This window comes from Nocardia sp. NPDC059240 (assembly GCF_042753865.1).
Classification (GTDB): domain Bacteria; phylum Actinomycetota; class Actinomycetes; order Mycobacteriales; family Mycobacteriaceae; genus Nocardia.
In genome coordinates, this window is the sequence record NZ_JBHZAC010000002.1 from 678112 (window position 1) to 690905 (window position 12794).

General features: G+C 66.5%; 12 protein-coding genes. 6 read left to right on the top strand and 6 right to left on the bottom strand.

Going from position 1 to position 12794, the window contains the following annotated elements:
* Window positions 1-193: 193 nt before the first annotated feature.
* Window positions 194-1393 carry a cytochrome P450 gene (locus ACFXHA_RS08745; RefSeq protein WP_379355019.1) on the bottom strand — a complete coding sequence of 400 codons (1200 nt, stop codon included), beginning with the start codon at window positions 1391-1393 and terminating at the stop codon, window positions 194-196.
* 206 nt (window positions 1394-1599) lie between these two features.
* Here ACFXHA_RS08745 and ACFXHA_RS08750 point away from each other — a divergent pair, with 206 nt between their 5' ends.
* Complete coding sequence (locus tag ACFXHA_RS08750; protein WP_379354448.1) at window positions 1600-2766, top strand: steroid 3-ketoacyl-CoA thiolase; 1167 nt, start codon at window positions 1600-1602, stop codon at window positions 2764-2766.
* 358 nt (window positions 2767-3124) lie between these two features.
* Window positions 3125-3541 (top strand): helix-turn-helix domain-containing protein, encoded by a 417-nt coding sequence (locus ACFXHA_RS08755; RefSeq protein WP_011207048.1) that lies wholly within the window; start codon window positions 3125-3127, stop codon window positions 3539-3541.
* Window positions 3542-4140: 599 nt separating this feature from the next.
* Here ACFXHA_RS08755 and ACFXHA_RS08760 read toward each other — a convergent pair.
* The 5 genes from ACFXHA_RS08760 to ACFXHA_RS08780 form a co-directional block, all read right to left on the bottom strand.
* Window positions 4141-5172: a hypothetical protein gene (locus ACFXHA_RS08760; protein WP_379354450.1), complete on the bottom strand. Its 1032-nt coding sequence runs from the start codon at window positions 5170-5172 to the stop codon at window positions 4141-4143.
* On the bottom strand, window positions 5169-5681 hold the full coding sequence (locus ACFXHA_RS08765) for an ImmA/IrrE family metallo-endopeptidase (protein WP_379354452.1): 513 nt from the start codon (window positions 5679-5681) through the stop codon (window positions 5169-5171). The genes ACFXHA_RS08760 and ACFXHA_RS08765 overlap by 4 nt, the downstream gene beginning before the upstream one ends.
* 10 nt (window positions 5682-5691) lie before the next feature.
* The gene (locus ACFXHA_RS08770) at window positions 5692-6957 is read right to left on the bottom strand and encodes a hypothetical protein (protein ID WP_379354454.1); all 1266 of its coding nucleotides are present in this window, start codon (window positions 6955-6957) and stop codon (window positions 5692-5694) included.
* A 445-nt stretch (window positions 6958-7402) separates the two neighbouring features.
* Window positions 7403-8314 (bottom strand): SDR family oxidoreductase, encoded by a 912-nt coding sequence (locus tag ACFXHA_RS08775; RefSeq protein WP_379354455.1) that lies wholly within the window; start codon window positions 8312-8314, stop codon window positions 7403-7405.
* Between the two features lie 29 nt (window positions 8315-8343).
* Window positions 8344-9132 (bottom strand): SDR family oxidoreductase, encoded by a 789-nt coding sequence (locus tag ACFXHA_RS08780; protein ID WP_379355021.1) that lies wholly within the window; start codon window positions 9130-9132, stop codon window positions 8344-8346.
* Window positions 9133-9188: 56 nt separating this feature from the next.
* On the opposite strand from ACFXHA_RS08780, the gene ACFXHA_RS08785 reads away from it, so the two are divergent.
* From ACFXHA_RS08785 to ACFXHA_RS08800, 4 genes are read left to right on the top strand one after another with little or no spacing between them, the layout of a single operon-like run.
* Window positions 9189-9953, top strand: coding sequence for an enoyl-CoA hydratase family protein (locus tag ACFXHA_RS08785; protein WP_379354457.1), 765 nt, complete (start codon window positions 9189-9191; stop codon window positions 9951-9953).
* A gap of 4 nt (window positions 9954-9957) precedes the next feature.
* A complete protein-coding gene (locus ACFXHA_RS08790) occupies window positions 9958-10833 on the top strand; it encodes a CoA transferase subunit A (protein WP_379354459.1) in 876 nt (291 codons plus the stop codon).
* Window positions 10833-11591 (top strand): CoA-transferase subunit beta, encoded by a 759-nt coding sequence (locus ACFXHA_RS08795; RefSeq protein WP_379354461.1) that lies wholly within the window; start codon window positions 10833-10835, stop codon window positions 11589-11591. Before ACFXHA_RS08790 ends, ACFXHA_RS08795 begins: the two co-directional genes overlap by 1 nt.
* Window positions 11588-12667: an NAD(P)H-dependent flavin oxidoreductase gene (locus ACFXHA_RS08800; RefSeq protein WP_379354463.1), complete on the top strand. Its 1080-nt coding sequence runs from the start codon at window positions 11588-11590 to the stop codon at window positions 12665-12667. Before ACFXHA_RS08795 ends, ACFXHA_RS08800 begins: the two co-directional genes overlap by 4 nt.
* Window positions 12668-12794: the final 127 nt, after the last annotated feature.

Genomic DNA, 12794 nt, shown 5'->3' on the forward strand with positions numbered 1-12794 from the left:
TTAAATTTCTGTCCGGGGGGGTAGTTGGTTAGCACCCGGGCGGGTTGGTCATCTTTGTATAATAACTCGGGTAAAAACCCCCACGGGGGGTTTTTTTTTTATTACCGCACCCCCCGCTTCTTTTTGTCTCCGCCCTGAGAGTGAGAGGGGTGCAGGGCGGATCAAATCATCTGTCGCTCAAACCAGCTGGGGCTCAGTGCTTTACCGGGCAGCCGCCGGTGTAGTCCACCTGGAACTCCTTGATGCCGTTGAGCCAGCCCGACTGCAGGCGACGGGGATCGCCCAGCTTGGTGATGTCGGGCATGTGGTCGGCGATGGCATTGAAGATGATGTCGATCTCGAGCCGGGCCAGGTTCGCGCCGATGCAGAAGTGCGCGCCGGTGCCGCCGAAGGAGACGTGCGGGTTCGGGTCACGCAGGATATTGAAGGTGAACGGATCCTCGAACACCTCCTCGTCGAAGTTGGCCGAGCGGTAGGACAGCACCACCCGCTGCCCCTTCTTGATCTGCACGCCACCGACTTCCACGTCCTCGAGCGCGGTGCGCTGGAAGGAGCTGACCGGGGTGGCCCAGCGGATGATCTCGTCCGCGGTGGTCTTGGGGCGTTCCTTCTTGTAGAGCTCCCACTGGTCCGGGTTCTCCATGAAGGCGATCATGCCGTGGGTGGTGGCATTACGCGTGGTCTCGTTGCCCGCCACGGCCAGCATCATGACGAAGAACCCGAATTCCTCGGGCAGCAGCGCCTCGCCGTCCATATCGGCTTCGATGAGCTGGGTGACGATGTCGTCGGCCGGGCAGGCCCGGCGGGCCTCGGCCATCTGGTACGAGTAGCCGAGGATCTCGGTGGAGGCGATCACCGGGTCGGCGTCGCTGTCCGGATCGTCGTAGCTGGTCATGTCATTGGACCACTTGAACAGCTTCATGCGGTCTTCCTGCGGCACGCCGATCAGTTCGGCGATGGCCTGCAGGGGCAGTTCGGCCGCGACCTGTTCGACGAAGTCGCCGGTGCCGGATTCGGCGGCGGCCTTCACGATGGCCTCGGCGCGGGCGGTCAGTTCGGCGCGCAGGCCGTTGATGACGCGCGGGGTGAAGCCCTTGGAGATGATCTTGCGGAGCTTGGTGTGCTCCGGCGCGTCCTTGTTCAGCAGGACGAAACGCTGCAGATCGATCTGTTCGCGGGTGATGTCGTCCTGGAACCGCGGGATGGCAGTGTTCTCGTACGTGGAGAACACGTCGTCACGGCGTGAGACGGTCTTGACGTCCGCGTGCTTGGACAGCACCCAGAAGCCATCGTCGGTGAAGCCGCCTCGTTCGGGCGACTTGGGGTTCCACCAGATCGGGGCCGCGCGGCGCAGTTCGGCGAGTTCCTCGACCGGAACCCGTTGCGCCCACATCTCCGGGTCGGTGACATCGAATCCATCCGGCACTTCGGGCCGGGCTGCAGCGTCCACCACCAGCAGTCTCCTTTGACCAACTGAAACACGTTCTACCGATATTCAAGCACAGGAGGTAAAACAAGAGAAGGGACTGGGTAAGAACCCGGAACAGACTTACGTTACTGGTTGTGAACTCGTTGCAGTTCTAATCCGGAAGGACAGACATGGGTACTCCCGTCATCGTCGAGGCCGCACGTACGCCCATCGGTAAGCGCAATGGCTGGCTGGCCGGCCTGCACGCCGCCGAACTGCTGGGCGCGGCACAGAAGGGCGTGCTCGAGCGCGCGGAGCTGGACCCGGCTCTGGTCGAGCAGGTCGTCGGCGGCTGCGTCATGCAGGTCGGCGAGCAGAGCAACAACGTCACCCGCACCGCCTGGCTGCACGCCGGCCTGCCCTGGCAGACCGGCGCGGTCACCATCGACAACCAGTGCGGTTCGGCCCAGCAGGCTGCGGGCATGGTGGCCGGGCTCATCTCCGTCGGCGCGATCGAGGTCGGCCTGTCCTGCGGCATCGAGTCCATGAGCCATGTTCCGTTGGGCGCCAACGTCGGAACGCACGCGGGCCCGCGCAAGCCGGCCTCGTGGAACATCGATATGCCCAACCAATTCGAGGGCGCGGAGCGAATCGCCAAGCGGCGCGGCATCACCCGCGATGATGTCGACGCATTGGGCGAGCGCTCACAGCGGCTGGCCGCGCAGGCGTGGGAGGAAGGCCGCTTCGATCGCGAGATCCTGACGATCAAGGGTGCTCCGCAGGTCGACAAGGAAGGCAACCTCACCGGCGAGTTCGCCGATATCAGTCGCGATCAAGGCTTGCGCGCGACCACCCGTGAGAGCCTGGCGAAGCTGAAGCCGGTGCTGGAGGGCGGAATTCACACCGCCGGCACCGCCTCGCAGATCTCCGACGGCGCGGCCGCGGTGCTGCTGATGGACGAAAAGGCCGCGCAGCGTGAGGGATTGCGCCCGCGCGCCCGCATCATCGCGCAATGCCTCGTCGGTGGTGAACCCGAATTCCAGCTCGACGGTCCGGTGCAGGCGTGCGAGCGACTGCTGGAGCGTTCCGGCATGAGCATCTCGGATATCGACTTGTTCGAGATCAATGAGGCTTTCGCGTCCGTGGTGCTGTCGTGGGCCTCGGTGCACAAGCCCGATTTCGATCGCGTGAACGTTAACGGCGGTGCCATCGCGCTCGGCCACCCGGTCGGCAGCACCGGATCCCGCTTGATCACAACGGCTTTGCACGAGCTGGAGCGTTCGGACAAGAACATCGCCATGGTCCTGATGTGCTGCGGCGGCGCTCTCGCGACGGGGACGATCATCGAACGGATCTAGTCCCTCAATGATTTTCGGCCAGGTTGAACGTTCATCCGAGCTGTCGTGAAACGTGGCGTACGCCACACAAACTCCGGTACAGACAAGAAGATGAGACGTCAGCTATCTTAGGGCTACCCGAGGCCCGTCCGGGAAGACCCTCGCGACGGGCCAGAACCGGGGCTCTTAAGCCCTTGGCAAGTACCGTGGGGTTGGCCCGCAAACGCCCAAGCCACAGTGGGTGAACCGGATCACCGCCTAGAAGCTTCAAGGAAATCGCGAATCAGGCGTAGGTTTTCAGTTACTGAGCCGCTAATATCAATGATACGTATCCGAGATAACGACTGTTAGTACAGCGAAGGGAATTGGGCGGCTCACAATGGCTGATTTCGCGGCGCGGCTGAACAAGCTGTTCGAAACCGTGCATCCCCCGGGGCGTAAGCCGCACACGAACGCAGAGGTGGCGGCTGCCTTGACGGCATCCGGCCATCCGATCTCGAAACCGTATCTGTCGCAGTTGCGGTCGGGACAGCGCACGAACCCGTCGGATGAGACGGTGGCAGCACTGGCAAAGTTCTTCAAGGTCAAACCGGACTACTTCTTCAACGACATCTACGCGGCGAAGATCGATCATGATCTCGAGCTGCTGTCCCAGCTGCAGGGCTATGGACTCCGTCGTCTGTCGAGCAGGGCGTTCGACCTCTCCGAAGAATCTCAGAACCTCCTCACCTCTATGGCGGAGAAGTTGCGGGCAAGTGAAGGACTGCCCGAAATTCCTCCGGACGGTACGGAATAGGCCCTGCCACAGAGCAACACAGTGCGGCTAACTCGGAGGCCGCACTGTGTTGGTTTGTTACAGGGCTTACCCCGGACTCGACATAGGGCGGGCACGGGCGCTGCTTGCAGGGCAGCGCCGGTGTCCCGCCGGACCATACGGTTCGAGTGAAGGATGTTGCACCGGTCTCAGCATGCTGAGGCCATGTGGCGTAGACCCCTGCGCTGGTGCATTATGCACAAACTTGGCATAACGCCGCCCGGGTGTTCTCGGTCGGTCGAGTGAGTTGTTTTGTGCACTATGTCGTTTTGTGCACTGTGAGTGTTTCGCCCCAATGCACCAGACAAGCAAGTCCCGTACCGCCACAACGGCTGGGTTCGATGAGACGAAAACCTCGGATACGAAGTCTCATCGTGAAGACCCACCGGAATGCCACGCCCTTGGCAATCAGCGCGGTGCGGGACTTGCGCATTTGCGACAAGATCGCAATTGCGTCGGTGATCTCCGCAGAGCCGCAGTGATCTTCACGTGATCAACTTCGGACGCGTTGCACAGCGTCTTCGGAGGTGCCGCACAGAGTAATGCGCAACTCTCGGAAACAGTAATGGATTAGTAAATTGCTACCGGCGAGTTGAACCCGGAATCGCCGAGGGCGCACCCGCCGCGGCCGCATCGAAGGCGCGGGCGATGGCCTGGACCCAACCGCGCGGACTCACACCGGCCGGCGGTGAGATCCAGCGACCGTCGATCACCACCTCGCCGAACGGATTCCGTGCCCAATCCGCCACCCGCTGCGCGCGCTCGGCCACCGAAGTCGGCGGTGCACCGGCCGCGGCCAGCTCCATCCCGCCGCCGGACTGCAGGTAGAGGGCATCCATAATCTGCGCGACCTGGTCGGAAGCCTTGAGCTGGGTGCCCGATCCGGTCTGATCGTGGGCCGCCACCTCCGGGAACCGGGCGATCAGTACGCGATGCAGGGTGCGAATCTGCTTGAGCAGCACGCGCGCTCGCCACCACAGCTCGATCACGATCCACACCGCGCCGATGGCGATGAGCATGGCGGCGAGCTGCCACATCGGCCAGAACCAGCCCTCGTCACCCGGTTTCGGCATCGGCTCGTCGCGCACCTCGCGGCGAATCGACAAGGCCGCCAACGCCCCGACCCCCGCGGTACCGGTGGTGTAGAGCGCGATGCCGCGACCCAGGGTGGTCCAATCCAGGTTGCGCACACCGGTGATCACGATGAAAACGCATGCCAGCAGCACGATCACCCAGCCGAAGGTGATGGACCAGGCCAGCGTCAGAATCATGGCGATCGCGCCGCCCGCGTAGATCATCATGCCGATCTGCCGCAGATTCCGGCGCGACACCACCGGCCAGGCCGCGGCCGCGACCACGGAAGTGGCGGTGGCGAACATGATCCACGCCGCGGTCACCACCCGATCCCCGAGCCACTGACCGTGCACGCCGCCGGGGGCCAGATGATCAACGGCCAAACCGATTTCGGGCACACCGATGGTGACGGCCAAGGCCACCGCGGCCACCGCGAGCACGATCGCGACACGAGCTGTTGTCGCAGGCTTCACCAGCACGCGTCCGACGCGTGCACCCGAGGCCATCCAGACCAACATGGCCACCAACCAGAAGGTCATCCCAGTGCCTCATCGAATCGAAGGACCGAGACGCCCGCGCCTCGACTGTTGAACACGCGCAACCGGGTCATGAGCATGCTCGCGAAGGTCTCCGCCTCCCACTCGCATTGCTCGTCGTCACCCAGATCGACGGCCTTCTGGTGCGCGCGCTGGCTGAGCATGTAGGCGATGAGATCGTCGCTGGCCTCCAGCACCACCTCGGTCGCGGCCTCGCCCGGATGGTCGAAGACGATGTGGCCGAGCTCGTGCGCGAGGGTGTGCTCGCGGCTGGGCAGCGCCTGCGCGAGCACGATCACGTCCCGATCCGGATAGCTGCGGCGCTGGCCGCAGACACCGGGACCCAGTTGGGCACTGGCGATCTCGATCGGCCGCCGCCGCTCCGCTGAGATGGCGAGCACCACCTCGTCCAGGTCGGTGGCGTCGAAATCGGCCGCCACCGCGCACACCGCGTCCACCGCGGCGGCCACCCGGCGGTAGGAACCGATGCTATGAGCCTTGCTCTCGGTCATCGCGGTCCCCTCATGCCCTCGGTCCGAAGAATGCCGCGCGTGCGGCATCGACGCGCCCCTGGGCGGCGGACGCGCTCTGGAAACTGACCGCGCCGGAACCGGTCCCGGCCAGCGCCATGGCGATCAGCCCGCCGATCACCGACAGCATTTTGATCGGTGGCAGCGGGGTGTTGTTCGAGGTCGGCTTCACATCCGGATTCGGTTGCGCCAGTACGGGAGCGGGCGCGGGAGCCGGGGGTGGCGGCGGAGGTGGCGCGGGCGAGGCCTCGGGTGCCGGCAGCGCGGCCGGGGCGACCAGCGCGGGCAGGGGTGGAACGGCGGGCGGCTGCGGAATCTCCAGCGGGACCGGCGGAACGACGGCGGGCGGCGCGGGCAGCGGAATCAGCAACAGCAACAGCGGGGAGGCGCAGACGGCGGCGGAACCCAGCCCCGCCGAGCCCAGGGCCGCGGAACCGATTGCGGCGGAACCGAGATCGGCCGACCCGGCGGCGGAACCCGCGCCCGCCGAACCGACGCCGGACCCGGTGCCCGCGGAGCCGACCACCGAGCCGGTACCGGCCGAACCCGCTCCGGTGGAACCGCCCAGCGCGGAACCCAGACCGGCGGAACCGATTCCGGCCGAACCGACGGCGGCGGAGCCGGTGCACAGTCCGGCCAATCCGGCGGAACCGACAGCAGCGGAGCCCACCGCGGCCGAACCCGTTGCGGCCGAACCGGTTCCGAGCAGCAGCCCGAGCAGGGCAGAGCCGGTGCCGATACCGGCGGAGCCCACGCCCGCCGAACCCAGCCCCAGCACCGAGCCGGTACCCAGACCGGCGGAACCGACAGCGGCGGAACCGGTTCCGAGCGCGGCCGAACCGGTCGCACCCAGGGCCGAGCCGGTGCCGACGGCGGCGGAGCCCAAACCCGCACCGGCGGAACCGGTTACCGCGGAGCCGGTACCCAGGGCGGCGGAGCCGGTGCCGCCGACGGCCGGGCCGACTCCGGCCGAACCGACGGCGGCCGAGCCGACACCCGCGGAACCGACAGCGGCGGAGCCCGATCCGAGCGCGAGCAGAATGGACAACAGATCCTGAGGCCCCGCCACGGGGGCGGCGGCCTGGGGTGCGTCGATCGGTTGCGGAGTAGAAACCGGCTGGCCGGGATCCTGTCCGGCGGGCACGGGGTCGAGCGGGATGCCGCCCGGCTGCGCATCGGCAGCCGCGGGCCCGAGCAGCGCCGAACCGGCGACAGCCGCGATCACTGCCACCAGGCGCATTGCACGATCGACGATCATGCGACAGCCATCCCCTCATCGATACCGCGCGCACTTGGCTTTGCCTCCGCGCCTACAGGCACGGAATCTCGATCCGCACCAGGCAGATCGAGACGGGGGTCGAGCTCACTGCCGCCCCGATTGCCGGACCTTTGCGGAACGCGGACATCGTAACGGCCACCACGATGTTTCGCACAAGTCCCGAACGCGTTAGGGGTGCCCACAAACCGTACGCCTGCGTCACCCCCTACGTACTCAATATCCCCAAGCACCCCAGCCACATTGGCTCAACCAGGCAATACGCCCAACCTCACAGCCACCTCTTCCTGACTGTGAGCTCCAACACCGTTGCATCACACCGAAAAATCGGACCAAACGGTCAGCAATCTTTCGCCTTTTGCTGAAAACACAATCGCCGGTACCCCACAGCGGGGTACCGGCGATGCGATGGCTCGGGTGATACGGCCTACGCGCCGTAAACCGGCTCCGGAGTCGTGGCCTTGGACAGCAGGTCGCGCACGACCGGGCCCAGCTCGGCCGGCTCCCAGCGGGCGCCGCGGTCGGTGGAGACGCCGTGCCGCCAGCCGTCGGCGACGGTGACCTTGCCGCCCTCGACCTCGAACATGCGGCCGGTGACACCGGCGGAGTCGGTGCTGCCCAGCCAGACCACCAGCGGGGACACGTTTTCCGGGGCCATGGCGTCGAAGCCGTCCTCGGGGGCAGCCATCATGTCGGCGAAGACGGTCTCGGTCATGCGGGTGCGCGCGGCCGGGGCGATGGCGTTGACGGTGATGCCGTAGCGCGCGAATTCGGCCGAGGCAGTGAGGGTCAGGCCCGCGATGCCGGACTTGGCGGCGGAGTAGTTGCCCTGGCCGACCGAGCCGAGCAGGCCCGCGCCCGAGCTGGTGTTGATGATGCGGGCCTCGGGGGTGCGACCCGCCTTGGCCTCGTTGCGCCAGTACTCGGCGGCGTGCCGCATGGGGGCGAAGTGGCCCTTGAGGTGCACCTTGATGACGGCGTCCCACTCGTCCTCGCCGAGATTGACCAGCATGCGGTCGCGCACAATGCCGGCATTGTTGACGAGCACGTCCAGGCGGCCGAAAGTGTCGACGGCGGTCTGGATCAGGCGGCGCGCGCCCTCCCAGTCGGAGATGTCGTCGCCGTTCACCACGGCGTCGCTGCCGAGGGCCTTGATCTCCTCGACGACCTGGGCGGCCGGGGAATCCGGGCTGGGCGCACCGTCGAGCTCGGCACCGATGTCGTTGACCACGACCTTGGCACCGGCGGCGGCGAAGGCGAGGGCGTGCGCGCGGCCGATGCCGCGACCCGCTCCGGTCACGATGACGACGCGGCCGTCGCAGATCTTGTTGTCCGTCATATCGATTACCTCTTCGTGGTCAGATCGGATTAGTGGCCCGAGACGGCGGGGACGTCTGCGGTGGATGCTTCGAGGAAGGCGGGCTTCTCGCCGCCGCCGTGCACCAGCAGTTGACTGCCGGTGACATAGGCGGCCAGCGGCGAGGCCAGGAATGCGGCGGTGCGGCCGATGTCCTCCGGAGTCGCCATGCGCCCCATGGGAACCGTGCGGCTCACCGCGGCGATGCCGTCCTCGTCGCCGTAGTGCAGGTGCGAGGACTCCGTATTGACCAGGCCGCAGATGACGGAGTTCATCCGCACCTTCGGAGCCCACTCGACGGCGAGCGACGAGACCAGGCTGTCCACACCGGCTTTCGCCGCACCGTAGGCGGCGGTACCCGGGGACGGCCGATGCCCGGAGACGCTGGAGATCATCACGATCGATCCACCGTTCTCCTGCTTCTGCATGACCTCGTTGGCGACCTGCGAAACCAGCAGCGGCGCGAGCAGATTCAACTGCACGATCTTCGAGTGGAAGTTGGCGCTGGCGTCGGCGGCCAGGGCGAAGGGCGCGCCACCGGCATTGTTCACCACGGTGTCGAGCCGCCCGTACTTCTCGACAATGGCGTCGATCAGCCCGCGCACCGAATCCACATCGCGCACATCGCACGGCAGGAAGTCGATCTCGCGTCCATTGCTCTGGACGGGGCTGTCGCCGGGCCGGCGGGCACAGGCGACCACGGTCGCACCGGCGTCCAGGAAGACCCGGCTGATGCCGGCTCCGACGCCGCGGACGCCGCCGGTGACCAAGACGACCGAGCCGGACAGGTTTACTTCGATTCCCACCGTGCTAACCTACCAAGCACTTGCTTGTTTTGCCAACGATGGGACTCGCGATGGGGATCAACCGTCACACCGAAACCGAGGGCGTGGAAGTCGTCACTGTCGACTACCCCCCGGTCAACGCACTGCCTTCCGACGGCTGGTTCGCCCTGGCCGACGCCATCACCCAGGCCGGGAAGAACCCGGAGACCCGGGTGGTCGTGCTGCGCGCCGAGGGCCGCGGTTTCAACGCCGGCGTCGATATCAAGGAGATGAACGCCGACACCGGCCACACCGCCCTGATTCGCGCCAACCACGGCTGCTTCGCCGCCTTCGCCGCGGTCTACGACTGCGAGGTCCCGGTCGTCACCGCCGTGAACGGCTTCTGCCTGGGCGGCGGCATCGGCCTGGTCGGCAACTCCGATGTGATCGTGGCCTCCGACGACGCGACCTTCGGCCTCCCCGAGGTCGACCGCGGCGCGCTCGGTGCGGCCACCCACCTGGCCCGACTGGTTCCCCAGCACCTGATGCGGACCATGTTCTACACCGCGGGCACCCTCACCGCGCAGCAGCTGCACCACTACGGCTCGGTCTTCAAGGTCGTGCCGCGGGCCGAACTCGACGCCGCCGCAATGGAAGTCGCCAAGAACATCGCCAACAAGGACGGCCGCGTCATCCGCGCCGCCAAGAAGGCGCTCAACGGCATCGACGTGCAGGACGTGCACCGGTCCTACCGCTTCGAGCAGGGCTTCACCATGGAGCTCAACCTCGCGGGCGTGGCCGACGAGATCCGGGCGCGCTTCGACGATGACCTGGCCGCGCAGAAGAAGGGGAAGTAAAGCCATGCGCGACAAGCGAATGAGCCTCGACGAGGTCGTCGGTGAGCTCCGCAGCGGAATGACCATCGGCATCGGCGGCTGGGGCTCCCGGCGCAAGCCGATGGCGTTCGTGCGCGCCATCCTGCGCTCGGACGTCAAGGATCTGACCGTCGTCACCTACGGTGGCGCGGACCTGGGTCTGCTGTGCTCGGCGGGCAAGGTGCGCAAGGCGTACTACGGCTTCGTGTCCCTGGACTCCGCTCCCTTCTATGACCCGTGGTTCGCCAAGGCGCGCACCGGCGGCGAGATCACCGTGCGCGAGATGGACGAGGGCATGGTCAAGTGCGGTCTGCAGGCCGCGGCGGCTCGCCTGCCGTTCCTGCCGATTCGTGCCGGATTGGGTTCTGCCGTCATCGATTTCTGGGAGGGCGAGCTCAAGACCGTCCAGTCCCCGTACTTGACGGACGGCAAGGCCGAAACCCTCGTTGCCATGCCCGCTTTGAACCTGGACGCCGCTTTCGTCCACCTGGACCTCGGCGACAAGCACGGCAATGCCGCCTACACCGGCGTCGATCCCTACATGGACGACCTCTACGCTCTCGCCGCCGAGAAGCGCTACCTGTCGGTGGACCGCCTCGTCGAGACCGATGAACTGGTGAAAGCCGTTCCGACGCAGTCCCTCGTCCTCAATCGCATGATGGTCGACGGGGTGGTCGAAGCCCCCGGCGGCGCGCACCACACCTTCTCCGGCAGCTACGGCCGCGACGAGAAGTTCCAGCGCCACTACGTCGAGGCCGCCAAGACGCCGGAGTCGTGGGCCGAGTTCAAGGCTCGCTTCCTGGATGTGTCCGAGGCCGAATACCAGGCCGCCGTCAAGGCTTTCGCCGAGGAGCAGAAGTAATGAGTGACACCACCACCATCACTCGGGCCGAGATCTGTGTCGTCGCGGCCGCCGAGATCTTCCGGGGCGCGGGCGAGATCATGGCCTCGCCCATGTCCACCGTCACCACCATCGGCGCGCGGCTGGCGCGACTCACCTTCGAGCCGGACCTGCTGCTGTCCGACGGTGAGGCGCTGTTCTTCGCCGAGGTTCCGCCGATCGGCGGCAAGGCTCCCATCGAGGGCTGGATTCCGTTCTCCAAGGTCTTCGATGTGGTGAATTCCGGTCGCCGCCATGTGGTCATGGGCGCCAACCAGATCGACCGCTTCGGCAACCAGAACCTCTCGGCGTTCGGCCCGCTGCAGCAGCCGACCCGGCAGATGTTCGGTGTGCGCGGCGCGCCGGGCAACACCATCAACCACGCCACCAGCTACTTCGTGCCCAAGCACAACAAGCGGGTGTTCGTGGATCAGGTCGACATCGTCTCCGGAATCGGTTACGACAAGATCGATTCCGAGAATCCGGCCTACCGGTTCCACCACCTGCACCGGGTGGTGTCGAACCTGGGCGTGTTCGACTTCAACGGTCCCGAGCACACCCTGCGCGCGCTGTCGCTGCACCCGGGCGTGAGCGCAGACGAGGTCGCGGAGAACACCTCGTTCGAGATCGCCGGGCTGGCGGAGGCGGGCGAAACCCGGCTGCCGACCGAGGAAGAGCTCACCATCATCCGGACCGTGCTGGACCCCAAGGGTTTCCGCGAGAAGGAAGTCACGGCATGACCGCCCAGAAGCTGAAGACGCCGCTGACCGAACTGGTCGGCATCGAGCACCCGATCGTGCAGACCGGCATGGGCTGGGTCGCCGGACCCGGCCTGGTCGCGGCCACCGCCAACGCGGGCGGCCTCGGCATCCTGGCCTCGGCGACCATGGACCTCGACGAGCTCGAGGTCGCCATCGCCAAGACGAAGGCCAAGACCGACAAGCCCTTCGGCGTCAACATCCGCGCCGACCTGTCGGACGCGCCCGACCGCATCGACATGATGATCCGCGACGGCGTGAAGGTGGCTTCCTTCGCGCTGGCTCCCAAGAAGGAGCTCATCGCCAAGCTGAAGGACAACGGTGTGGTGGTCATGCCGTCCATCGGCGCGGCCAAGCACGCGGTGAAGGTCGCCTCCTGGGGCGCGGACGCGGTGATCGTGCAGGGCGGTGAGGGCGGTGGCCACACCGGTTCCGTCGCAACGACTCTGCTGCTCCCGTCCGTCTTGGACGCCGTCGACATCCCGGTTATCGCCGGTGGTGGCTTCTTCGACGGCCGTGGCCTGGCCGCCGCGCTGTCTTACGGCGCGGCCGGTGTCGCCATGGGCACCCGCTTCCTGCTCACCCAGGATTCGAGCGTCCCGGACTCGGTCAAGCAGGAGTACCTCAAGCGCGGACTGCAGGACACCGTGGTCTCGCTCAAGGTCGACGGCATGCCGCACCGCGTCCTCAAGACCGAACTCGTCGAGAAGCTCGAGCACTCGGGCAATATCCGCGGCCTGTACGCCGCCCTGGTCAATGCCGCCAAGTTCAAGTCCATGACGGGCATGAAGTGGACGACCCTCGCCAAGGAGGGTCTCAACACCCGCCGGGCGAAGGACCTCACCTGGTCCCAGGTCATCATGGGCGCGAACACCGCCATGTACCTGAAAGCCGGTCTGGTGGAAGGCAATACCGAGGCAGGCGTCCTCGCCTCCGGCCAGGTGGCAGGCATCATCGAAGACCTCCCCACCGTGGCCGACCTCATCGACCACATCATGACCGAGGCCATCAACCGCATCGACAGCCTCAACACCTACCGCGTCACCACTCCCGCCTGACGCCCTGAAACGTGCGCGGCCACCACAGCCCGACCGCGCACCCCCGGATCCGCACACCATCGGATCCACGCGCGCCGTACGCCGGCGCACCGAGCCGCCCCCGGAACCTCTCGCCCGGGGGCGGCTT

Bases quoted from the DNA above. Each gene is read 5' to 3' on its own strand.
- ACFXHA_RS08745 (WP_379355019.1), bottom strand. From the start codon at position 1,393: ATGTGGGCGCAACGGGTTCCGGTCGAGGAACTCGCCGAACTGCGCCGC.
- ACFXHA_RS08750 (WP_379354448.1), top strand. From the start codon at position 1,600: ATGGGTACTCCCGTCATCGTCGAGGCCGCACGTACGCCCATCGGTAAG.
- ACFXHA_RS08755 (WP_011207048.1), top strand. From the start codon at position 3,125: ATGGCTGATTTCGCGGCGCGGCTGAACAAGCTGTTCGAAACCGTGCAT.
- ACFXHA_RS08760 (WP_379354450.1), bottom strand. From the start codon at position 5,172: ATGACCTTCTGGTTGGTGGCCATGTTGGTCTGGATGGCCTCGGGTGCA.
- ACFXHA_RS08765 (WP_379354452.1), bottom strand. From the start codon at position 5,681: ATGACCGAGAGCAAGGCTCATAGCATCGGTTCCTACCGCCGGGTGGCC.
- ACFXHA_RS08770 (WP_379354454.1), bottom strand. From the start codon at position 6,957: ATGATCGTCGATCGTGCAATGCGCCTGGTGGCAGTGATCGCGGCTGTC.
- ACFXHA_RS08775 (WP_379354455.1), bottom strand. From the start codon at position 8,314: ATGACGGACAACAAGATCTGCGACGGCCGCGTCGTCATCGTGACCGGA.
- ACFXHA_RS08785 (WP_379354457.1), top strand. From the start codon at position 9,189: ATGGGGATCAACCGTCACACCGAAACCGAGGGCGTGGAAGTCGTCACT.
- ACFXHA_RS08790 (WP_379354459.1), top strand. From the start codon at position 9,958: ATGCGCGACAAGCGAATGAGCCTCGACGAGGTCGTCGGTGAGCTCCGC.
- ACFXHA_RS08795 (WP_379354461.1), top strand. From the start codon at position 10,833: ATGAGTGACACCACCACCATCACTCGGGCCGAGATCTGTGTCGTCGCG.
- ACFXHA_RS08800 (WP_379354463.1), top strand. From the start codon at position 11,588: ATGACCGCCCAGAAGCTGAAGACGCCGCTGACCGAACTGGTCGGCATC.